Source organism: Sphingomonas sp., assembly GCF_017744835.1.
In the GTDB taxonomy this organism is placed as follows: domain Bacteria; phylum Pseudomonadota; class Alphaproteobacteria; order Sphingomonadales; family Sphingomonadaceae; genus Sphingomonas.
On sequence record NZ_JAGIAM010000001.1, the window covers coordinates 192,217 to 214,895 of the forward strand.

Consider the following 22,679-nt stretch of genomic DNA (forward strand, 5'->3'; position numbering starts at 1 on the left):
CGCTCAGCGCTTCCGGCTGGCGCGATAGTCGTCGAGCGACTGGCGCACCGCTGCGCGGGGAAGCACCACCGGCCGCGTGACGACCGGCCGGGCGGCGGGCCGGGCGGACTGCGCGGGGGTTTCCGCCGCGGCGCGGACCTCGATGCGGCCGATGCGCAGCGTGAAGCCCGTGTCGCTTCGCAGGATCGTCTCGCCGGGCTCGGCCGGAGACGCGGCCCGATCGATCGCCCGCGCGTCGGCCAGAGCGGGCTCCTGCGGCGGGAGCAGCGGCTCGACGCGCGAGTCCGGCGCCTCCGCGGCCTTCGGTGGGAGAAGCTGGGCGCTGTCCTGTCGTGCGGTCGAGGCGGCGGGCTGCGGCTCTGCCGCGATGTCCGCCTGGGACTTCGGAATCGCCGTCGGGGTCTCGTTGGGAACGCGGCTCGGAACCGCCTCCGCCGCCGCGGGGCGGCTGGCCACCGACGGCAGGAGGGGCGCTGCGCGGGCTTCTGCTGCGCGGCCCGGCCGCTTCGGCGCCCGTGCGGCGACAGGTGCGACGGGGCGAGTGACGGGTGCCGCACGTCGCGCAGGACTTTCTGCCGGCGCATCGTCGTCGCGCCGTGCGGCCCATTCGATGTCTTCGGCGAGGACGTCCGCCTGCTCGAAACGGGAGTGCGGCCGGTGCACGGCGACTGCGGCGCGGCCCTGTGCGGCTTCGAGCAAGGTGGCGAGCAGGCCGCTCATGACGCGAGCTTCGCGAGATAGAGGCCGCGCCGCGCCGGGCTGAGCGCGAGGATCTCGCGCTCGGTCCAGCCATAGGCGCGCGCGAGCCGGTCGACGGTGTCGATGGTGCGCGCGGCGATGCTCTCGATCTCGCGCCACAGCCAGGGGACGATGTCGAAGCGCGTGTCGAACATCGTTTCGCAGCCGCTGCAGGTCAGTTCGAAGCGGATGTCGAGCAGCGGAAACGCGCCGGCGAGCGCCCGCTCGACCGCCTCGCGCCACTCCGGATCGTCCGGATCGGCATCGCCGCCGGCGATCTCGTCGATCAACAGGTCCGGCCGGGCCGCCAGCACTGCCCTGGCGATCGCCGCGCTGGTGGGCGCGCGCAGCAGGACCTCGCGCCCGCCGACGCGCGCCGCGACGCCCTGGGCCGGTGCGGCCTCGGGCAGCGCGCCGAGATCGAAATCGGCCTCATTGCCTTCGCCGCAGTGCGGACAGCGCGCGAAGAAGCCGATCTGCCGGCCGAACGTCGCCATGCGCGCGTCGATGAGCAGCCGGTCGCGCCGGTCGACGGGCATGTCGGCCGCCGCTGCAGCGGAAACGCCGTCCAGCGTCGCTGCGAGCAGCACGGCCTGGTCGAGCGGAGCCAGCCGGCTTCCTTGCTCGATCAGGGCGAGCGCGACATGTTCGTCGAGGGCGAGCATGGCCGCGCCTAGACGACCGCGGGTTCGGTCGGCTCGGGGACATCCAGGTCGCGTTCGAAGCCTTCGTGCTGCAGCACGAGCGACTGGATGGCGACGGCGTTGGCATTGGCGTCCAGCTCGGGCAGCGCGCTGAACTCGGAGACCCAGGCGCGATAGATCTTGTAGACCAGCGCGACCTGCCCCGCTTCGTTGTGCAGCTCCAGCAGCAGGTCCTTGCGGAAGCCCTTGAGCGCGATCTGCGCGCTCGCGGGGTTGTTGATCCGCCAGACGAGCGAGGCCCAGCCTTCGAATTCGGTGTCGTGGGTGACGCCGCGCTCGAGCGTCAGCGGCTCGAACTTGGTGTTGCCGGGCGACTTGCGCATCGCAGTGGGGTCGCCCCCGTCGCGATGCTCGACCACTTCGGTGGTGCGCTTGAGCGCGCTCACCTTGGAGATGCCGGCGACATATTTGCCGTCCCATTTGAGGCGGAAGCGGAAGCTCTTGTACGGATCGAAGCGCTGCGCGTTGACGATGAAACCTGCCATGGCGGGTCCCCCTGTTTAGTTGGCGAGGCGGCCGGCGAGCTGAGTCAGCCGGACGACGACGAATTCCGCGGGCTTGAGCGGCGCGAAGCCGACCAGGATGTTGACGATCCCGGAGTTCACATCCTGCTGGGACGTGGTTTCCCCGTCGCACTTGACGAGATAGGCCTCGCGCGGCGTGCCGCCCTGGAAGGCGCCCTGGACGAACAGCGACTGCATGAAGGCGCCGACGTTCAGGCGGATCTGCGCCCACAGGCTTTCGTCATTGGGCTCGAACACGACCCAGCCGAGCGCGTCGCGCAGCGTCTGCTCGATCATCAGCGCAGTGCGGCGGACGGGCACATATTTCCACTCGCTGGCGAGGATGTCCGCGCCGGCGAGCGTGCGCGCGCCCCATTGCACCGTGCCCGCGCCCGGCTTGACGCGCAGGCAGTTGATCCCCGCCCGGTTGAGCCCGGCTTGCTGGCGGTCGGTCATGCCGATCGTCGGCACCGCGCCGCTGATCGACGCCTCGAGCCCCGCCGGCGCCTTCCACACGCCACGCTGGCCGTCGATGCGCGCCATCAGCCCGGCGACCGCGCCGCTCGACTGCATCTGGCGCCGTCCGCCGAGCGGATCGGCCTTGTCGAGGCGCGGAAAGCAGATGGCGGCGCTGCGCGCGAGATCCGAGCCGAGCCGCCCGGCGATGTCCCAATTGCCGATGAGGTCGACCCGATCGTTGGCGATCGGATGGTCGACGAGCAGGAAGGCGAGCGCGGTCCGGCAATAATTGCCGGCGGCGCTGTAGGTGTCGAAGCCGCCGTCGGTCATCAACGGCGCCTCGGGCACCGCCATGATGTTGAACAGCTCGGGGACGATCTGGTCGTAGCTGCCGACGCCCTGCGCGGCATCGAACACGCCGCTGAACACCGCCGCGGCATTGGCGGCCCAGGCTGGCTCTCCCGGCAGCGTGCCGTCGGTGCCGCCGCCGAGCGGCGTCAGATCGGCGAGCGTGAGGCGATCCACCGCCACGCCGCTGCTCGACTCGCGCGGCGCCGATCCGCCGACGTTGGACAGGCGGATCAGTCGCGACACCGGGTTGACGACGGCCTCGGCGAACTGGGCGTCGCCCGGAATGATGCTGAGCCCGCGATAGGTCTCGGTGGCGACGATCTCGGTGCCGCTATATTCGTTGACGACGAGATCGAAGCCGCCGGGCACCGCGGCGATCCCGACGCGCAGATCGTTGCCCCACGCGCCCGGATTTGCGGCAGTCACGGTCAGCGCATTGCCGGCGCCCTGCGCGCGGGCGATGTTCACCGCGGCGGAGCCGGGCTGGCCGGCGGCCGATCCCGCGACATTGGCGTTGGCGGCGAGAGTCGCAGGGGCGGCTCCGCTATTGTCGGTCGGCAGCCGCAGCGCGTTGCGGCTGAGAACGACCGCGGCGACGCGCCGGCCGTTGCCGTCCACGACGGTCGCCACGCGATCCCCGACGTAATTGCCGCCGGGCTGGAGCGTGAGCCCGGTGACGCTGACCGGGCCGCCCGCGAAGCCGCTGAACGCCAGGTCGAAATTGGCGGCATTGGCCGTGGCGGTCACGCGAGTCGCCGGGGTCCATCCCTCGAGCCCCTGCAGGGTGAGCGCGGGCTGCGGCACCGAGGCGATGGTGCGCGAGGCGCGGACGCCCGAGGCGCCGCCGGCCAGCGCCGCCACCGCGGCGGCGGCGGGCGCGAAATTGGTGTTGCGCACCTGGACGAGGGGCGATCCGCCCGCTGCCTCGGTCGCATTGACGATGCGCTCGACGAAGCGGGGCGAGGCCGGATCGGCGCTGAGATTCGCGTAGATAGTGGCGGGATCGCCGCCATTCGCGACGCTCAGGTTGAAGCTGCCGTCAGCATTGGGGACGACCGCCACATTGATCGTGTTGCCGCCGGTGCCGGTGTTGCGCGCCTCGACGACGAGCGCCTGCTCGATGCTGGTGAGCGTGGCCGTGGGCCGCTCGAACGCGACGCGGCTGATCCAGGCATAGGCGCCGCCCTGCTGGAAGAAATCCTGCAGCGTGTAGAGCGCCACGAAACGGCGATCGAGATCGCCGAAGGTGCGCACGACGTCGTTCCAGCTCGTGACCTTGACCGGCCTGCCGACCGGGCCCCGCGGAAAATGTCCGAGAACGGCGAAGGTCGAAGTCGACGCCGCAATGATCGTTCGAATGCCCGAAGGTACTTCCTGGACGTAAACGCCCGGATAGCCATCCAAATACATCGCCAATCCTTCCCAATAGTAATGGGCAAGGCGCAGAAGCTCGATCGCATTCCTTCTGCAAATAAAGAAGGAATACGATAATCCTGCCCACATCAGCACAGCATGTGCTTATGGAAACGACTTATATGGCGGCCCTGTTCGGAGGACTTGATGGATGCATATTGCTGCATCCTTCGTCAAGCGCGCTTTAGCGTTATCTCTTCGTTATGGATAGGATGGATTCGACATGTATATGAGATCGAATACATTGTTCCGCGACATACATCGACAATCGCGCGACCAAAATGGACGCGACACGGGTCCGGTAAAACGGACTCACGAATCCGCGCATCGATTCCCATGCGTCTTGCCCGGGATCGGAGGCGTATCTTTGCACGATCTTTTGTAGCTGCGGCGCGGACTCGCACGCATCATCGGACGATTTTGCTGAAACTACAGCTGCCTGGCGGGGGCTTTTACCAGATTAGTGTCCGGACGGGTGCGTCCTCAGCGGGCCGGCTGGGCGATCTTGGTCCCGAGCATGACGAGTCGTTCGCCCTTGATCCCGAACCAGTGCGGGGTGCCGGCGGGCACGAGGAAGACGTCGCCGGGACGAAGCGTGCGCGTCGTGCCGCCCTCGATCCGGCTGCCCTCGACCAGCGTCGGGTTGGTGGTGACGGGATCGGCGAGTCGGCCGCCGGAGATCATCGTCCCCTCGCCTGCGATCACGACGACATATTCGGCCTGGTCGGGGTGCACCGCGGGCTTGCCCGGCCTGGTCCAATATTCGAGCGCGGCGACCGCATCGCCGCCGCGGACCAGCGGACGCCAGAGGAAGCCCTGGCCCGGCTTCATTTCCTTGCGCATCGCCTCGACCTGCGCCTGCACCTCGGCGCTGGAAGCGAAGCCGGTGGGGTCCCCAGCCGATTGCGCGAGGAGCGGCGCGGGGAGCAGCAGCGCGGCGAGCAGCAGGGTCTTCATAGCCGGATCATCCTTCCTTCGCGCGCCGAGCGGTAGATCGCCTCGACGATGCGCATGTCGCGCAGCCCCTCCTCGCCCGAGACGATCGGCTCGTGCCCGGTGCGGATGCATTCGACCATATGGTCGAGCTGGCCGGCGAACTGGGTCTTGGCCGGCCCGGGCGGCGGGCTGGTGACTTCCTGCTCGCGGCCGTCGCGGCCGGTCCACATGCGGTTGCCGTCGTAGCGCGTCGCGGGCTCGAGCTCGATCCGGCCCTTGTCGCCGACGCAGATGATGCGGTTCTGGTTGGCGCTGTACATCGACTTGCACGCCGCCACCGCGCCCGAGGGGAAGAGCAGCTGCCAGTCGATCTGGTCCTCGACTTCGTGGAAGCGCGGATCGCTGCGGTCGGTCGATTCGAGCGCCTGGACGGCGATCGGCTCCTCGCCGGTCATGTAGCGCGCGGCCTGGAGCGAATAGACGCCCATGTCCATCAGCGAGCCGCCGCCGGCGAGCGCGCGCTTGAGGCGCCATTTGGAGGGATCGCCCTGGACGAAGCCGTGCTCGGAGCGGACGTAGCGGATCTTGCCCGCGGCGCCGGCGCGCGCGAGGCGCATCGCCTCGAGGTTGAACGGCTCGAAATGGCAGCGATAGCCGATCATCAGCTTGCGGCTGGCGGCCTTGCACGCGGCGATCATCGCCTCGCACTCCTGGACCGAGACCGCCATCGGCTTCTCGCACATGACATGCTTGCCGGCCCTGGCGGCGCGGATGACGTACTCGGCGTGCATCGAATTGGGCAGGCAGACGTAGACGATGTCGACGTCGGGGTTGTCGCGGATCTTGTCGAAGGTCTCGTAGGAATAGATCGAGCGTTCGGGCAGGCCGTGCTCGGCGGCGACGCGGCGGGCCTTGGCGGCGTCGCCGCTCACCACCGCGGCGAGGCGGCTGTGCGCGCAATTGGCGAATTGCGGCGTGATGACGTCGAGCCCGTACATGCCGAGCCCGACGATCGCATAGCCGAGCGGGCGGTCGGGCGCGGCGCGCGCGATCCCGCTCGACAGGAAGGCGCTCGACGCGGCGGCGAGCAACAGGTCACGGCGGCCCATTTCCATTCAATATGCTCCTGGTGGCGGGAGGATCGGGGATGCGGTCACGGCGTGGTGCTGCTCGGCGTCGCCTTGCGCCCGCCATCCGGCACCAGCCAGCCGCCGTCGCTCAGCCAGTCGTGGAGGCGGTCGGGCCAGTGCTGGAGCGACAGCCGCTCGGAATGCATCGCCACGTTGAAGCCATGGTCGGTGTCGGCGAACAGATGGAGCTCGGCGGAGACGCCCGCGTCGCGCAGCTGCTGGTAGAGCGTCAGCGTCGGCGGCGCGCAGCATTTGTCGAGCGAGCCCGCGACGAGGAAGGCGGGCGGCGCTCCGGCGACTGCCTTGGCCGGAACCCCGAGCGGGCCGGGATAGACCAGCACCTGGAAATCGGGCCGCGCGCTCTCGCCGTCGATCGCATCGGCCGTGGCGGGGGGAACCGGATTGTCCGCGACCATCGACACCAGCTCGCCGCCTGCGGAGAAGCCCATCAGCCCGATGCGGTGCGGGTCGACGCCGTATTCGGCGGCATGCGCGCGGACCCAGCGGACCGCGCGCGCGGCATCGGCGGCGGCGTCGCGCTCGATCGAATAGGAAGAGCCCGGCTCGCGCGCGAGACGGTATTTGAGCACGAAGGTGGTGACGCCGAAGCGGTTGAGCGTGCGCGCCGGCATCACGCCTTCGTTGACCCAGACCAGCATGCGGTGCCCGCCGCCCGGAACGATCACGACGGCCGCGCCATTGGCGTGCGCCGGATCGGCCCGGAACACCGTCAGCGACGGCTGGTGGACGTTGTGGATGTAGCTGTTCTCGACCACTTCGGCTTCGCCGCGCCGCGCCTGCGAGCCGGGTGCGCCGTCGGGCCAGAGCGGGATCGCGGCCGGGACCGGCTGCGCGCTCGCCACGCCGCCGCACAGGAGCAGCACGGCCACCGCGAGATGGCGCAGCGCGCGCCGGAACGTGACGCTGATGTTGTCGATGCCCCGCACGCGCCTCGCCCGCTCGCTTCAGCCCGAATGCCGGGCAAACGGCGTGATGTAACCGCCCGAGGCAGGGTCGGGGAACTACGACCTTAGTCGGTATGGCGGGCTGCTCCGCCGGCCTCAGGCGTCCGGCGCGCCCTGGAGCTGCTGGTCCTCGGCCCCCGCATCGACGAAGCGCTGGAGCAGCCACGAAGCCGCGGGTCCCGGCGGCGTGTCGCGCCGGTAGATGCCGCAGAAACGATAGGTGCCGCCCTGGTTCTCGGGCATCGCCAGCCGCACCAGCGCGCCGCTCGCCAGATCGGCCTCGACCATCGGCAGCGGCATGTTGCCCCAGCCGATCCCCTCGCGCAGCAGCGCATGCTTGGCACCGAGGTCGGCGAGCCGCCACGTCCGCGGGCTCTGCACCGCGAAGTCGCGCCCGGCGGTGATCGGCGAGCGATCGGTGAGCACCAGCTGGATATGTTCGCGTACCGCACCGGGTCCGATCGGGTGCAGCGCGAGCGGATGGCCGGGCGCGGCGACCGGCACCATCTGCACCGATCCCGCGACGGCGAGCTCGATCCCCTCGACATCGGTGGCGAGCGGGCCGCTGATCGCCACGCCTGCCTGGCCGTCGAGCACCAGCGCCGTGACTGCGCCCAGCGCCTCGACGTGCAGCCGGAGCGCCACCGTGGGGAATTCCGCGCGGAAGGCGCGCAGCACCCGGCCGAGCCGCTCGGTGGGCAGCATCACGTCGACTGCGATGCTCACTTCGGCCTCGAGCCCGTCGAGCAGCCCCTTTACCTTGGCGCGCAGCCCGTCGATCCCCTGCGCCACGGTCCGCGCCTCGGCGAGCACGGCCCTGCCCGCCTGAGTCAGCTGCGGCTTGCGCGTGCCCTCGCGCTCGAACAGCTGCACCCCGAGCTGCGCCTCCAGATTGGCGATGCCATAGCTCACCACCGACACCGCGCGGTTCAGCCGCCGCGCGGCCCCGCCGAAGCTGCCCGCCTCGACCACCGCCAGGAACAAACGGAGCTGGTCGAAGGTGGGCGTGCCGGGGTTTGCCATTCAACTTTCTCGAACAGTTTCGACAAACTTATCCCACTCACTTGGATAACGGGCAAGCGCTACCTGCTGCGTCACCGAAACGAAAAGGAGGAAGCAATGTCCGTCGAGCCCCAACTGAGCCGCACCGAATGGCAGGCAGTCTCGGTCGCGCTGCACGACGCGGCGGACTGCGGCTGCGCGATCCCGCCGCGCGCCGGATCGCTGCGCGACCGCGCCGGGCGCGTGCTCCGCGCCGTCTTCGGCGGCTCGCCCAAGACCGCCCTCGCCGATCCGCGGCTCGAGGCACTGCGCCGCTTCGTCTGCACAGCCCGCGTCACGCATGGGCCGGCCTCCGACGAGGCCGAGGCGCTCGCCGCCCACGGCTTCAGCCGCGCCCAGATCGACGCGATCGCCCTGATTTCCGCCTGATCTTCAAAACTGCACGAACAAGGAGAACGACCATGCTCACGACCACCCAGACCCAGCCCCTCGCCGGCACCACTGCGACCGAAAGCGGCATCCCCGGCGCGCTGCCGCTCGTCGGCCGGCTCGGCATCGCCACGATCTTCCTGCTGAGCGGCTTCGCCAAGCTCACTGCGCCGGCCGGCACGATCGGCTATATTGCCTCCGCCGGGCTGCCGCTCCCCGAGGTCGGCCTCGCCATCGCGATCCTCGTCGAGCTGGTCGGCGGCGCGCTGCTGGTGATCGGCTATCGCACCCGGCTGGTGGCGCTGGCGCTCGCGGTGTTCACCGTTGCAGCGGCAGTGTTCTTCCACTCGGCGCTGGGCGACCAGAACCAGTTCATCCACTTCTTCAAGAACCTCGCCATCGCCGGCGGCCTGCTCCAGGTCGTTGCCTATGGCCCGGGCCGGATCAGCATCGACAAGCGCTGATGGAAGAAGGAAAGGCCGGGCGCGCGAGCGGCCCGGCCTTTTCGTTTTCCGAAGGAATGAATCCCGACGCAGATGGCCCAAAGTGCCGGCCAGAACGCGATTCGGGGAAGAAATGGTGCCGCGTGCAGGACTCGAACCTGCGACCCCCGCATTACGAATGCGATGCTCTACCAGCTGAGCTAACGCGGCACGCCCGGCGCGACGCGCTCGGGTTGGGAGCGGCGCGCTTACCAGCATGATTCATGGCTGACAAGCGTTGCGATTCGCTTGACGCGCACAGCCGCACGATCCCGCGATCACGCCCTTTACGCGTCGTTTACCACGGCGCGTGCACAAACGCTCCACAAGGAACGGGTTCGCGCCCGACATGGAGCACGCGCATGGATATGGCCCACGGCATGAGCGAGCCGCTCGAATCGGCCCCCGAGCCGGCGGACGACGCAGCCGTCACCGAACGCACGATCGACATCGGCGCCGACGAACGGCGCATGCAGGTGCGCGCCTATAATCACTGGGTGTCGCTGCTCCACGGCCGCCCCTATCCCTCGATCGAGGATCTGGAGCCCGCGAGCATCGCCGACTTCGGCCCGCACAGCGTGCTGCTCGACTTCACCGGCGGCGTCGACAATCCGGCGATTCGCTATCTCGGCCGCGCGCTGCGCGACGAATGCGGCGTCGACGGATCGATCACCCATGTCGCGCAGGTGCCCAGCCGCTCGCTGCTCTCCCGCCTGACCGACCATTATCTGCAGATCATCGCGAATCGCGCGCCGATCGGCTTCGAGGCCGAGTTCGTCGGCCAGCGCGGGCACAACACGCTCTATCGCGGCATCCTGATGCCCTATTCGTCGAACGGCGAGGCGATCGACTTCATCTATGGCGTGATCAACTGGAAGGAGCTGGTCGACGCCGAGGTGCAGGCGCAGCTCGCAGCCGCCATGGCCGAATCGCGCCGGACGCCGCCCGCGCCGCTCGCCGCACCGATCTGGGCCGACGGGCCGAGCGCCGGCTTCGACGAGCCCGCCGAGCTGCCGCACGACGCCAGCCTGGCCGACCGACTGGCGCATGCCCGCGAATCGGCCGCTGCCGCCGGCGCCGCCGACACGCGCAGCCGCGCCGCGCTCTATCGCGCGCTGGGCCGCGCCTATGATTTCGCGCTCGCCGCCGAGGCGGATGGCGAGGCCTATGCCGAGCTGCTCGCCGATGCGGGGCTGACCGCCCAGGCGCGCGCGCCGATGACGCCGGCGGTCAAGCTCGTCTTCGGCGCGGACTATGACAAGACGCGGATCACCGAATTCGCCGCGGTGCTCGCCTTCGCCAAGCGCACCGGCGTCGCCGCCAATGCGTTCGAAGTGTTCCTCGATGCGGCCGAAGGCGGGATCAAGGGCGTGGTGAAGGCCGAGCGCGCGCACCGCCGCCCCGAGCGCACCGACATCTTCGCGCGTGCCGCCGCCGAGCTGCGTTCGCGTCCGCCGCTGGCGCATGTGCCGATCGCAGGCGGCAGCGACGAGTTCGTGCTGCTGCTCGCCCGCTCGGGCAAGCAGGGACTCGACATCATCGCCAGGGTGGAAGACGACGCGGCGCTGACCGAGCGCGTGATCCGGCGGGCCGCAGCCTAGTGTCCTTTCGGACACAGCTTAGTCGCAATTGATACCTTTTCTTTGACCTCCAGCCTTGAGGTCGCGCGGCTGCCAGCGCATAGCGTGCGGCCATGAAGACCATGATGACGTCGCTGACGCAGGCGTTCGAGGCTCGGCTGCTCGAAGGAGCATTGCCGGGCGAGTTGGAGGGCTTCGACGAGGGTGAGCGCGCCGATGCGGCCGCCTTCGTCGCGGAGACTGCCGCGGTGCGCGCCGCCGGGCGGCCGCAGATCCGGCTGGAGACCTATCTGGACGAGGAACGCCGCCGGATGCGGCTGGCGGTCGTCAACGACGACATGCCCTTCCTGGTCGATTCGATTTCGGGCGCGATCGCCGCGCGCGACCTGGCGATCCATCGCATCATCCACCCGGTAATCCCGACGACGCGCGACGGCGAAGGCAAGCTGGTCTCGATCGGCGACGGCAACCGCGAATCGATGATCTACATCGAAATGGAGCGCGCCGACGCGCGTTCGCGGCGCGCGCTGGTGGCCGAGCTCGAACAGACGCTCGACCAGGTCCGCGGCGCAGTGGACGACTGGCGCGCGCTGCAGGGCGCGATGGCGGCGGACGCGGGGAGCATCGCCTCTTCGGAAGGCGCGGCGCTGCTGCGCTGGTTCTGCGAAGGCGCGATGACGCTGCTCGCACACGAGAAATGGCGCCCCGACGGCACCACGACCGACCAGATCGGGCTTGCGCGCCAGACGCTGGAGACGCCGATCCTCGCCGAAACGTCGCGCCAGGCGGCGATCGAGCATTTCCGCGCCGGCGGCGAGGCGCCGCTGCTGCTCAAGTCGAACGCGATCTCGACCGTCCACCGCCGCGCGCCGCTCGACATCGTGGTGGTGCCGATCCTCACCGGCGCCGAAGTGACCGGGCTTTCGATCCACGCGGGGCTGTGGACCAGCGCCGCGCTGTTCGCCGCTCCCGAAGAAGTGCCGGTGCTGCGCGCGCGGCTGGCGGCGCTGGAGAAGAAGTTCGGCTTCGATCCCAAGGGGCACACGGGCAAGGCGATGGCGCATGCGCTGACCGCGCTGCCGCACGACCTGACCACCGCGTTCGACTCCGCCTCGCTCGAAGAGCTGGTGCTGACCGCGATGTCGATCGCCGATCGGCCGCGGCCCAAGCTGGTGCTGGTGCGCTCGCTGCTCGGACGGCACCTGTTCGCCTTTGCCTGGCTGCCGCGCGACGAAGTCGCGACCACGCGCCGCGTCGCGATCGGCGAGATGCTGTGCGAGGCCGCCAACGCCAGCCTGATCAACTGGACGATCGCGCTCGAGGACGGAGTGGTGGCGCTGATTCGCTACACGCTCGACCTGCGCGCGGGCGGCGTGATGCCCGATGCGGCGGCGCTCGACTGCGAGCTCGAGCAGATGGTGCGCGGCTGGGAGCCGGCGGTCGAGGCGGCGCTCGGCGAGCAGGCGGGCAGCGGGGCGACGCGGCTGGCGCTGCGCTATGCAGCCGCCTTCCCGGCGGTCTATCGCGCGACCAGCACGCCCGAGGAGGCCGCGCGCGACATCCTGCGCATCGCTTCGCTCGACACGCCGGCGAGCCGCGCGGCGCGCATCACTGCTGCGCCGGGCAAGCCGGGCGAATATCGCATCAAGCTCTATGCCCAGGGCGGCGCGCTGGCGCTTTCGGACGCGGTGCCGGCATTCGAGAATTTCGGCTTCCGCGTGATCGAGGAAGTGCCGACGCAGCTCGCCAACGGCAGCTTCGTGCATGATTTCCACGTCGCGCTCGGCGCCGGCGTGCGGCCGCTCGCCGGCGATCCCACCGTGGTCGAGGACGCGATCGCGGCGGTGCTGGAGGGCAGTGCGGAGAACGACGCGTTCAACCGGCTGATCGTCGAGGCGGGAATGCGCCCCTCGGCCGTGGTGCTGCTGCGCGCCTGGTTCCGCTATCTGCGCCAGACCGGCATGAGCTACGGCATGGCGACGGTGGTCGACGCGCTGCGCCGCGCGCCCGCAGTGGCCGAGGCGCTGATCGAGCGGTTCGAGGCGGCGCACGACCCGGCCCGGGCGCGCGACGAGGCGGCGGTGGAAGCCGCGACCCGCGCGATCGACGCGGGGCTCGCCAAGGTCTCGGCGATCGACGACGACCGTATCCTGCGCACGCTCAAGGGCGTGGTGACGGCGACGCTCAGGACCAATGCCTTCGCCCCCGCGGCGCGCGAGGCGCTGGCGTTCAAGCTCGATTCGGCCAGGGTGCCGGGCCTGCCCCAGCCGCTGCCGTGGCGCGAGATCTGGGTCTACAGCCCCCGCGTCGAGGGCATCCACTTGCGCGCCGGCCCGGTCGCGCGCGGCGGGCTGCGCTGGTCCGACCGGCGGGACGACTTCCGCACCGAGATCCTGGGCCTGATGAAGGCGCAGCGCGTCAAGAACGCCGTGATCGTGCCGACCGGCGCCAAGGGCGGCTTCTATCCCAAGCTCCTCCCCTCTCCCGCCGTCGACCGCGACGCCTGGCTTGCCGAGGGCACCGAGAGCTACCGCGTGTTCATCCGCGCGCTGCTTTCGATCACCGACAATATCGTCGGCACCGAAGTCGTGCACCCCGAGGGCGTGACCGTGCTCGACGGCGACGATCCCTATTTCGTCGTCGCCGCGGACAAGGGCACCGCAACCTTCTCCGACGTCGCCAATGCGATCGCGACCGAGCATGGCTTCTGGCTGGGCGACGCCTTCGCGAGCGGCGGCTCGCACGGCTACGACCACAAGGCGATGGGCATCACCGCCAAGGGCGCCTGGATCTCGGTACGCCGCCATTTCCTGGAAATGGGCGTCGACGTGCAGAGCGAGCCGGTGCGCGTCGCGGGCTGCGGCGACATGTCGGGCGACGTGTTCGGCAACGGCATGCTGCTGTCCAAGGCGATCAAGCTGGTCGCCGCCTTCGACCACCGCCACATCTTCCTCGACCCCGATCCCGATCCGGCGAAGAGCTGGGAAGAGCGCAACCGCATGTTCGCGCTGCCGCGGTCGAGCTGGGCGGACTATGATCCCAAGCTGATCTCGCAGGGCGGCGGCGTGTTCGCACGCACCGAAAAGTCGATCCCGCTGACGCCCGAAGTGCAGGCGCTGCTCGGTCTCGACGTGGCCGAGATCGACCCCACCGGGCTGATCAGCGCGATCCTAAAGGCGCCGATCGAGCTGCTGTGGTTCGGCGGCATCGGCACGTACGTGAAGGCGGCGTCCGAGAGCCACGGCGAAGTCGGCGACCCGGCCAACGACCGGCTGCGCGTCAACGCCGAGCAGGTCCGCGCCAAGGTGATCGGCGAAGGCGCGAACCTGGGCGTCACCCAAGCCGGTCGCATCGCCTTCGCGGCGCAGGGCGGGCGGATCAACACCGATTTCATCGACAATTCGGCGGGCGTCGACTGCTCGGACAATGAGGTCAACATCAAGATCGCGCTCAACCGCGAAGTGACCGAAGGCCGGCTGGGCTTCGAGGACCGCAACGCGCTGCTCGCCGAGATGACCGACGACGTCGCGCATCTGGTGCTCGAGGACAACCGCCTGCAGACGCTGGCGCTGTCGTTCATGCAGCACGACGGGGTGGTCTCGCTGCCGAGCTATGTCCGCGTGATCGAGATGCTCGAAGCCGACGGACGGCTCGACCGCGCGGTCGAAGGGATCGGCACCAACGAGGAACTGCTGCGCCGCGCGCAGGACGGCCGCGGCCTCACGCGGCCCGAGCTGGCGGTGCTGCTCGCCTCGACCAAGCTCGCGCTGCAGGATGCGATCGAGCACGCCGGGTTGGGGCAGGACGCCGAGCTGAAGGACGACCTGCTCGACGCATTCCCGCAGGCGATGCAGGCGCGGTTCGGCGACGCGATCGAGGCGCACCGGCTGCGCGGCGAGATCGTCGCGACCAAGCTCGCCAATCGCATCGTCAATCGGATGGGCGTGCTCCATCCGTTCGAGCTCGCCGACGAGGAAGGCGCCGCGATGGGCGACATCGCGGCGATGTTCGTCGTCGCCGAGCGATTGTTCGGGTTGCGCCAGACCTGGGCGGAGGTCGAAAGCGCCGCGATCGGCGAAGGCGCGCGGCTGGCGCTGCTCGACGAGATGGCGGTCGCGGTGCGCGGCCAGATCGCCGACCTGCTCCGCGTCTGCCGCCCGGGCGCCAGCCCTGCCGAAGTGATCGAGCGGCTCAAGCCCGGCATCGACGCGCTCGGCCGCCAGACCGACGCGCTGCTGCTCGACGAAGTGAAGACGCACAGCGCGCGCATCTCCGCGCAGCTCGAAGCCGCGGGCGCGCCTGCCGAGCTGGTCGCCAAGGTCGTGTGGCTGTTCGAGATGGACGGCGCCGTCGGGCTTGCCGAGCTGGGGGTGCGCAAGGGCATCGACGAGACCGTGCTGACGCGCGCCTTCACCCATCTGGGGCAGGCGCTGGGGCTCGACTGGGCCCAGTCGACCGCGGCGCGGATCACCACGGGCGATCCCTGGGAGCGGCTGCTGATCGCGGGCCTGGCGCGCGACTTCCAGCAGCTGCGGCTCGAATTCCTCGCGCGCAGCGACGGCAAGGATCCGGAGGCGGCGGTCGACAGCTGGCTGGAGGCCAACCGCACGCGCGTCGACCAGTTCGCCGGGCTGGTGCGCCGTGCGCGCCAGGCCGCGGCGCCCAACGCCGCGATGCTGGCGCAGATCGCCGGCCAGGCACGCGTGCTGCTGGGGCGGTAACCGCGGCGTCTCTAATCTCCCCTCCCTGCAGGCAGGGAGGGGAATTTACGAACGGCCTAGGCGAGTGCCTTGGCGCGCTTGCGCTCGGCGAGCTGGCCGCGCCAACCCCGCGCGCGCCACCACATGATGATGCCGGTGATCGCCAGGATCGCGGGGATCAGCCCACCGAGGAACACGATCAGCTGCCAGACGAAGGGCAGGCCCTGCCCGTCGTGGATCTGGCGCATCGTGCGCGCGATCGTCTGGCCCTGGGGGCCGGCCGGCGCGGGCGCGAGCTGCGCGCTGCCGTCCTTGTCCGACACGGTCACCGTCGCGGGCGGGCCCTTGGCGGCGATCTGGACGGTCCATTCGGGCTTCATGTCGGTGGGCCACATCACCGAGCGGACCTCGCCCGGCGCTGCGGCGCGCGCATGCTCAACTACCTGGTCGAGCGGCGTGGCCGTGGTCTCGAGCGGCTTGGCGCGCATCATCAGCATCATCGGGCTGGGGCCCTTGGGCGCACCGCCGTCGAACCCAGCGAACACCTGAGGGAAGGAGATCCACACGCCGGTGAGCGACAGCACGAAAAGCGGCAGCGCGATCCAGAAGCCCATCATGTGATGGAGGTTGGTGTCGAGATTGCGGTGGCGGCGCCAGCGCAGCCCGCGCACCCAGCTGCCCACCGTCGGCCACCACAGCCACAGGCCGCTGATCGAGGAGAGCAGCATCGCCACGCCGATCCAGCCGACGATCGTGCGCCCGACGCCCGGAATCATCAGCGAGCCGTGGAGCACGTGCATCACCTGGAACACGCCCTGGCTGCTGTTCTCGCGCGCGATCAGCTGCGCGGTGGCGGGATCGAGGTAGAAGGTCGTCCGCTGCGGGCGGCCGCGCGAGGGCTTGCTCGCCATCACGACCACCGGCTCGCCCTTGCGCAGCTCGATGCGCGACAGCCGCTCGCCTTCGCCCAGCGCCGCGCGCGCCGAATCGACATAGGCCGTCAGGGGCAGCACGGGCGCGGACGTGGCGTGGTGACGCTCAGGGTGCATCCATTCAAGGATCGGATCGTGCCAGACGAGCGCCGCGCCGGTGATCGAGATCGGAATGATGAGCACCGCCAGGATCAGGCCGATCCACTTGTGCAGCTGAAACCACAAATTCCTGAGGCCGATCTTGGTCATGCGCGCTCCTTCTGCGCGCCCCTTAGCGCACCGCTATTGCTAGTCAATCGCATCATGCCTCGGCCCATGTCCGCAGCAGATTGTGGTAGACGCCGGTGAGCTCGATCACCGAGGTATCCCCCTGCCCCAGCTCGCCGGCGAGCCGCTGCACCGCGCGATCGAGATCGAACAGGATGCGGCGCTGGCCGTCGTCTCGCACCATCGACTGGATCCAGAAGAAGCTCGCGACGCGGCGTCCGCGCGTCACCGGCTCGACCCGGTGCAGGCTCGACGAGGGATAGAGCACCGCATGGCCGGCGGGCAGCTTGACCGACTGATCGCCGAACAGCCCCTCGATCCGCAGCTCGCCGCCGTCATACCGATCCGGCTCCTCGAGGAAGACCGTCATCGACAGGTCGGAGCGGATGCGGAAGTCGCTGCCCCGCCGGATGCGGATCGCATTGTCGACGTGCGTGCCGAAGGTCTGGCCTTTGCCATAGCGATTGAACAGTGGCGGGAAGACCTTGAGCGGCAGCGCGGCGGCGACGAACAGGGGCGATGCGGCGAGCGCATCGAGGATGATCGCCCCGGCCCTGGCGTGCGCGTCGCTCCCCTCGGGAAGCTGTTCGTTGGCCTTGGCGAGCGCCGATTGGACGCCCGACGTGGCGTTGCCGTCGACCCACTCGGCGGCATCGATGATGGCGCGGACGCGCTGAATTTCTTCGCGCGAGAGCAGGTCCGGGATCGCGATCAGCATGACAGTGCCTCTTCAAGTTCGGGCCAGGGAGAGGCGCGGAGCCAGCGGCGCGCCTTTTCGACGAAGGCCGGAGTCGCGCTTTCCGCGCAGCGCGCCAGCCAGATGCGGGCCTCGCCCATCCGCCCGTCGGCAGCCAGCATCCGTGCATGATTGAACTGGCCGCGGAAGTCCCCGCCCTCGGCGGCGCGCGCATAGCATTCCGCCGCTTTGGCCATGTCGCGCGGCACGACCCAGCCGTCCTCGTGGAAGCTGCCGATATAGTTGACGGCCTTGGCATTGCCCAGGGCCGCGGCCTTCTCGAACCAGGCGAGTGCGGCGCCCTTGTCCTCGGCCACGCCATCGCCGAGCGCCAGCGCAGTCGCGTAATTGTACATGCCCCAGTCAAGCCCGCGCTCGGCGGCGATGCGGAAGCATTCGGCCGCGCGAACCTTGTCGACCGGCGTTCCCCAGCCGAGATCGTAGCAGCGGCCGACCATGTTGAGCGCCATCAGATGGCCCTGCGCAGCCGCCTTGTTGAACCAGCCGAAGCCTTCGCGCGCCGAGCCCTGATCGAGGAGCATCTGACCATAGACCGCCTGCGCCTCGGCCACGCCCGCTTCGGCGCCCTCGCGAATAAGCGCCGCCCGCTCCTCCGGCGAAGCGGAAAGGCGGGCGGCGACCTCCTGGGGGGAGAGCGAGTCGAGCGGGCTGCTCAAGCGATCAGAACTTCACCTTGAGCGTGCCGAAGGCCGAGCGGCCCGGCGCGATCGTGGCATAATGCGAGGTATAGGCCTGAGTGAAATAGACTGCGTCGGTGAGGTTGTTCACGTTGACGCTCAGCTCGATGTTTTCACTGAGCTTGTAGCCGAGCCGCGCGTCGAGCCGCCAATAGCTGGGCACCGAGCGGACCAGCACCTTGGTCGCGGGGTTCACGATGACCTCGCCGGCGGCATTCTGGGTCGCGGTGCGATTGTCCTGATAGCCGCCATAGACGCGGCTGGTGTAGAAGGCGCCGCCGCCGATGCTGAGCCGCGAGGTGGGACGCAGGTCTGCCCAGAGCGTGAAGCTGTCCTCGGCGGTCTGGGTCGCCGTGCGGCCGGTGTTGACCGAGGGAACGAGCACCGTCTTCGCCGCCTGGCCCGGCACCGCCGGCGCGGTCAGCACCGAGAAGCCACCGTCGATGATCTTCGGATCGAGGTGGGTGTAGCCGCCGAACACGCTCAGCCAGGGCGTGATGTTGCCGTTGAAGCTGAACTCGACGCCGCGGATGCGCCGCTTGCCGACGAACTGGGGCGTATTGTCCGGGCCGGTGACGCGGGCATTGTCGGTGTCGGTCTGGAAGGCGGCGAGGCTCAGCGCGAGCTGCTCGTCGAACAGGCTGGCCTTGGCGCCGACTTCGTACGACCTGGTCTTCTCGACCTTCAGGCTGTCGAGCAGCGCGAGCGCCGCTTCATAGGCCGTCTGGTTCTGCGGCGTGCCGAGGCTGTTTGACTCCGAACCCTCGCCGAGCAGGCTGTTCGGCGGCGTCGCCGAAGTCGCATAGCTCGCATAGAGGCTGGTCTGCGGCGTCGGCTTGAAGACGAGGCCCGCCTGCCAGTTGAAGATCTCGTCGGTGCGGCTGAGCCGGAAGGTACCGGTCGCCGTCACCGGCTGGCCAGGGATGACCTTCGAAGTGAAGCGATCGAAGCGCGCGCCGAGGTTGAGGATCAACTGCGGAGTCAGGGTGATCGAGTCGAAGCCGTAGACCGAGACGGTGCTCGCGTCGTTCTGGGTTTCCGCGATCGGCAGCGAACGGACGATCGGCGCGCGGGTGGTCGAGGTGTCGTTGGCGTAATTGACCCAGGGATCGTTCGGGTTCGGATCGAACAGGCTGGTGCAATAGAAGCGCGTGACCGCCGCCGGCGTGCAGCGCGGGGTGATCGTGCCGCCCTGCGAAAGCTGCTCGACGCCCGAGGCATTGACGAATCCGCGCGTGACGAAGGTGCCGCGCCGCGCCTTCTCCCAGCTCAGTTCCGCGCCCACCGCGAAGCTGTGCTTGATCGCGCCGGTGAGGAAGCTGCCGTAGAGGTCGGTCTGGTTGGTCAGCGCCTCGGTATAGCCGTAGCGCGTGTTGGCGCGGCGCCACACCTGCCCGCCCGGCGCCGTCGCGGTACCGAAGACATTGCCCTGGCTGTCGTCGGGCTGGGTGTAGATATAGGCCTGGTCATTGTAGCTGTAGCGCGAGGTGTTGCGCAGCGTGACGGTGCCGAAGTCGTGCTCGACGCGCATCGTCGCCTGATGCGTGGTCGTATCCCGGAAATCGCGGTTCCTGAGGCCGTAGAAGGTGTCGCGATCGACATGGCCGGTGCTGCCGTCGATCAGCGTGACGTCGCCGATCGCCGGCTCGCTCAGCACCTCGCCGGTGCCGGGCAGGTTGGCGAGCACATAGAGATAGGGGATGCCGGTGTCGGGCAGTTCGTGGCTCTCGAGATAATAATAGCCGAGCGTCAGCCGGGTGTCGGTGCCCAGCCCGAGCGTGAACGACGGCGCGACGCCCCAGCGGCGCGAATAGACCGCGTCGCGGCCGGCGACGTCCTGATCGTGCCACATGGCGGCGAGGCGCACGCCGATCTTCTCGCCGAGCTGCGCATTGGCATCGAGCGTCACGCGCTTATAGTCGTCGGTGCCGTAGCTCGCCGAAGCCGTGACGAAATTGCCGGCCACCGGCAGCTTGCTGACGATGTTGATCGATCCGCCCGCGGCGCCGCGCCCGCCGAGCGTCGAATCGGAGCCGCGGACGATCTGCACCTGATCGGTGGCGAAGACTTCGCGCGTCTGGGCGGCGAGATCGCGCACGCCGTCGACGAAGGTGCTGCCCTGGCTGTCGAACCCGCGAATGAAGGGGCGGTCGCCGATCGGATTGCCGCCCTCGGCCGCGCCGAAGGTGATGCCCGGGACGGTGCGCAGCGCGTCCGCCAGGGTCGCCGAGCCGGTCTGCTCGATCACCTGCTCGGGGAGGACGACCACCGAACGGGGGGTGTCGACCACGCGCGCGGTCGCCTTGGGGCTGTCGATCTCGCCCTTCTTGCCGGTGACGAGGATCTGGTCCTGCTCGTCGTCGGCCGCGTCCGCGGGCGGCGTGCTTTCGGGCTCGGCATGCGCGAGCGACGCCGAGGCGACGAAGCCCACACAGGCAAGAGCAAGGAAAGCCGGCTTTGCGGCGGACGTAGAACGCGTCACGAGGATCCCCCTTTAGGTGTCGTTGCGCGTTCGGCTATTGCGAATCGTTTGCAGTGTCAACGCTAATGCGAACGGTTCTCAGATTTCCCGTTGCTGGTGACAAAAGAGCCACGTGCGCAGCGCGCTCGCGAGGTTGGGGGGATCGTCCGTCTGGATGCGCGCATGGTCGATCGCCGCGACCAGTGCGTTCAGGGGCAACGCCCGCTCGGCGGCGGCAGCTTCGAGCGCTTCCCAGAAGGCCGGTTCGAGGCTGATCGAGGTCTGATGCCCGGCAATCGTTACCGATCGCTTGACCGGCCCGCGGAAACCGCCGGGCGGAGGTACCACCGCCATTGCCATGCCTATTCGCTGTCGAACAGCGCGGCGAGCTGCTCGACCATCGTGCCGGCGAGCTGCTCGGCATCCATGATCGTCACGGCGCGGCTGTAATAGCGCGTCACGTCATGGCCGATGCCGATCGCGACCAGCTCGACCGGCGAACGCGCCTCGATCCAGCCGATCACCTGGCGCAGGTGACGCTCGAGATAGCTTCCCGAATTGACCGACAGCGTCGAATCGTCGACCGGCGCGCCGTCCGAGATCACCATCAGGATCTTGCGGTCCTCGCTCCGGCCGATCATCCGGTTGTGCGCCCAGAGCAGTGCCTCGCCGTCGATATTCTCCTTGAGCAGCCCCTCGCGCATCATCAGCCCGAGCGAGCGCTTGGCGCGGCGCCAAGGCTCGTCGGCCTGCTTGTAGACGATGTGGCGCACGTCGTTGAGCCGCCCGGGCTGCGCCGGCCGGCCCTCCGCGAGCCATTTCTCTCGGGACTGGCCGCCCTTCCAGGCACGCGTGGTGAAGCCCAGGATCTCGGTCTTCACTCCCACCCGCTCGAGCGTGCGCGCCAGGATGTCGGCGCTGATCGCCGCGATCGAGATCGGCCGCCCGCGCATCGATCCCGAGTTGTCGATCAGCAGCGTGACCACCGTGTCCTTGAAATCGGTGTCCTTCTCGACCTTGTACGAGAGCGACTGCATCGGATTGACCACGACGCGCGCCAGTCGCGCGGCGTCGAGCAGCCCTTCCTCCTGGTCGAAGTCCCAGCTGCGGTTCTGCTGCGCCATCAGCCGGCGCTGGAGCCGGTTGGCGAGCTTGGTCACTGCGCCCTGGAGATGGACGAGCTGCTGGTCGAGGTACGAACGCAGCCGATCGAGCTCCTCGGCGTCGCACAGCTCGGTCGCGGCGATCACTTCGTCGAATTGCGTGGTGTAGGGCCGATATTCGAACTGCGGCGGCAAGTCGCTCCACGGGCGATTGGGGCGCGTGGGCATAGCCCCGTCCTCGCCTTCGTCGCCGAGCTCGCCCTCGCCGTCGTCCATCGCGTCGGACTGCTGGTCCTCGCCTTCCTCGCTCGCGTCGGACTCGCGCTGCTCGCCGCGCGCTTCGACCTGGCCCTCGCCCTGCTGGGCCTCGCTGTCGCCTTCCTCCTCGCCGGGCTCCTCCTGCTCGTCGGTGCCTTCGTCCTCGCCGCCGCCCTCGTCGGCCTCGTCGGGGATCTGGTCGCCTTCGGTGAGCTCGAGGTCGTGGAGCAGCTTGCTCGCGAGCTGGGCATAGGCCTGCTGGTCGTCGATCGCAAGCGCGAGCGCGTCGAGGTCGGTTCCGGCGCGCTCTTCGATCCAGTCGCGGACCAGCGCCATGCCGAGCGCGGCGCTGGCCGGCGCCTCGCGGCCGGTGAGGCGCTCGCGCACCAGCAGCCCGACTGCGGTCGAGAGCGGCACTTCCTCGCGGCTGCGCGCGCGAGCGATCGGGTCCGAACGCAGCCGGACGGTCAGCGCATGCTCGAGATTGTCGGCGATCCCCGCATAGCCGCGCGAACCCAGCGCCTCGATCCGCGCGGTCTCGACGGCGTCGAACACGGCGCGCGCGACGGCTTCGCTGGGGGCGCCGCGCAAGTGGAGGCCGCTGTCGTGATGCTTCATCCGCAGCGCGAAGCCGTCGGCGAAGCCGCGCGCCTCCGCCACTTGCTCGGGCGGCAGGTCGCGGGCGGGCGCCGGCACCTTGAGGCTGCGCCCGTCCTGCCGCGGCGGATCGGAGGTGAACGAGAGCTCCGCCTCCGCCTCGCCCGAAAGCGCACGCGCAGTACCGCCGAGCACGGATCGCAGGCGTTCGAGAGGAGTGTCGGCGGCCATGCGC

The 22,679-nt window shown here is 69.4% G+C and carries 18 protein-coding genes and 1 tRNA gene; 4 read left to right on the top strand and 15 right to left on the bottom strand.

Annotated elements, in window-relative coordinates:
* Window positions 1-3: 3 nt before the first annotated feature.
* From J7500_RS00825 to J7500_RS00860, 8 genes are all read right to left on the bottom strand, one after another.
* Window positions 4-720, bottom strand: a complete 717-nt coding sequence (locus J7500_RS00825; protein WP_294059138.1) for a hypothetical protein — start codon at window positions 718-720, stop codon at window positions 4-6.
* A complete protein-coding gene (locus J7500_RS00830; protein WP_294059139.1) occupies window positions 717-1,403 on the bottom strand; it encodes a hypothetical protein in 687 nt (228 codons plus the stop codon). Before J7500_RS00830 ends, J7500_RS00825 begins: the two co-directional genes overlap by 4 nt.
* 8 nt (window positions 1,404-1,411) lie before the next feature.
* Complete coding sequence (locus tag J7500_RS00835) at window positions 1,412-1,927, bottom strand: phage tail protein (protein ID WP_294059141.1); 516 nt, start codon at window positions 1,925-1,927, stop codon at window positions 1,412-1,414.
* A gap of 15 nt (window positions 1,928-1,942) precedes the next feature.
* Window positions 1,943-4,165 (bottom strand): phage tail sheath C-terminal domain-containing protein, encoded by a 2,223-nt coding sequence (locus J7500_RS00840; protein ID WP_294060650.1) that lies wholly within the window; start codon window positions 4,163-4,165, stop codon window positions 1,943-1,945.
* A gap of 486 nt (window positions 4,166-4,651) precedes the next feature.
* Window positions 4,652-5,125: a cupin domain-containing protein gene (locus J7500_RS00845; RefSeq protein ID WP_294059142.1), complete on the bottom strand. Its 474-nt coding sequence runs from the start codon at window positions 5,123-5,125 to the stop codon at window positions 4,652-4,654.
* On the bottom strand, window positions 5,122-6,219 hold the full coding sequence (locus J7500_RS00850) for a Gfo/Idh/MocA family oxidoreductase (protein ID WP_294059144.1): 1,098 nt from the start codon (window positions 6,217-6,219) through the stop codon (window positions 5,122-5,124). Before J7500_RS00850 ends, J7500_RS00845 begins: the two co-directional genes overlap by 4 nt.
* 38 nt (window positions 6,220-6,257) lie before the next feature.
* Entirely contained in the window at window positions 6,258-7,181 is a 924-nt protein-coding gene (locus J7500_RS00855) for an alpha/beta hydrolase (RefSeq protein ID WP_294059146.1), read from the bottom strand.
* Between the two features lie 114 nt (window positions 7,182-7,295).
* Window positions 7,296-8,222 carry a LysR family transcriptional regulator gene (locus tag J7500_RS00860; RefSeq protein ID WP_294059147.1) on the bottom strand — a complete coding sequence of 309 codons (927 nt, stop codon included), beginning with the start codon at window positions 8,220-8,222 and terminating at the stop codon, window positions 7,296-7,298.
* A gap of 96 nt (window positions 8,223-8,318) precedes the next feature.
* Between J7500_RS00860 and J7500_RS00865 the strand changes: the two genes are divergently transcribed.
* Window positions 8,319-8,630, top strand: coding sequence for a hypothetical protein (locus tag J7500_RS00865; protein ID WP_294059149.1), 312 nt, complete (start codon window positions 8,319-8,321; stop codon window positions 8,628-8,630).
* 32 nt (window positions 8,631-8,662) lie between these two features.
* Window positions 8,663-9,094, top strand: a complete 432-nt coding sequence (locus J7500_RS00870) for a DoxX family protein (RefSeq protein ID WP_294059151.1) — start codon at window positions 8,663-8,665, stop codon at window positions 9,092-9,094.
* Window positions 9,095-9,207: 113 nt separating this feature from the next.
* Here J7500_RS00870 and J7500_RS00875 read toward each other — a convergent pair.
* Window positions 9,208-9,283: transfer RNA gene (locus tag J7500_RS00875), tRNA-Thr, on the bottom strand.
* A gap of 191 nt (window positions 9,284-9,474) precedes the next feature.
* On the opposite strand from J7500_RS00875, the gene J7500_RS00880 reads away from it, so the two are divergent.
* Window positions 9,475-10,713 (top strand): hypothetical protein, encoded by a 1,239-nt coding sequence (locus tag J7500_RS00880; protein WP_294059153.1) that lies wholly within the window; start codon window positions 9,475-9,477, stop codon window positions 10,711-10,713.
* A gap of 92 nt (window positions 10,714-10,805) precedes the next feature.
* Window positions 10,806-15,413 (top strand): NAD-glutamate dehydrogenase domain-containing protein, encoded by a 4,608-nt coding sequence (locus tag J7500_RS00885; RefSeq protein WP_294059155.1) that lies wholly within the window; start codon window positions 10,806-10,808, stop codon window positions 15,411-15,413.
* Window positions 15,414-15,469: 56 nt separating this feature from the next.
* Here J7500_RS00885 and J7500_RS00890 read toward each other — a convergent pair whose 3' ends face one another.
* From J7500_RS00890 to cobT, 6 genes are all read right to left on the bottom strand, one after another.
* Window positions 15,470-16,573, bottom strand: coding sequence for a PepSY domain-containing protein (locus J7500_RS00890; protein WP_294059157.1), 1,104 nt, complete (start codon window positions 16,571-16,573; stop codon window positions 15,470-15,472).
* 52 nt (window positions 16,574-16,625) lie between these two features.
* Complete coding sequence (locus tag J7500_RS00895) at window positions 16,626-17,309, bottom strand: Fe2+-dependent dioxygenase (protein WP_294059159.1); 684 nt, start codon at window positions 17,307-17,309, stop codon at window positions 16,626-16,628.
* Window positions 17,303-18,004, bottom strand: coding sequence for a tetratricopeptide repeat protein (locus tag J7500_RS00900; RefSeq protein WP_294059160.1), 702 nt, complete (start codon window positions 18,002-18,004; stop codon window positions 17,303-17,305). The genes J7500_RS00895 and J7500_RS00900 overlap by 7 nt, the downstream gene beginning before the upstream one ends.
* Before the next feature lie 4 nt (window positions 18,005-18,008).
* A complete protein-coding gene (locus tag J7500_RS00905) occupies window positions 18,009-20,507 on the bottom strand; it encodes a TonB-dependent siderophore receptor (protein ID WP_294059162.1) in 2,499 nt (832 codons plus the stop codon).
* A 78-nt stretch (window positions 20,508-20,585) separates the two neighbouring features.
* Complete coding sequence (locus tag J7500_RS00910; protein WP_294059164.1) at window positions 20,586-20,846, bottom strand: ribbon-helix-helix domain-containing protein; 261 nt, start codon at window positions 20,844-20,846, stop codon at window positions 20,586-20,588.
* Window positions 20,847-20,848: 2 nt separating this feature from the next.
* Window positions 20,849-22,675 carry a cobaltochelatase subunit CobT gene (gene cobT, locus J7500_RS00915; protein WP_294059166.1) on the bottom strand — a complete coding sequence of 609 codons (1,827 nt, stop codon included), beginning with the start codon at window positions 22,673-22,675 and terminating at the stop codon, window positions 20,849-20,851.
* Between the last annotated feature and the right edge of the window lie 4 nt (window positions 22,676-22,679).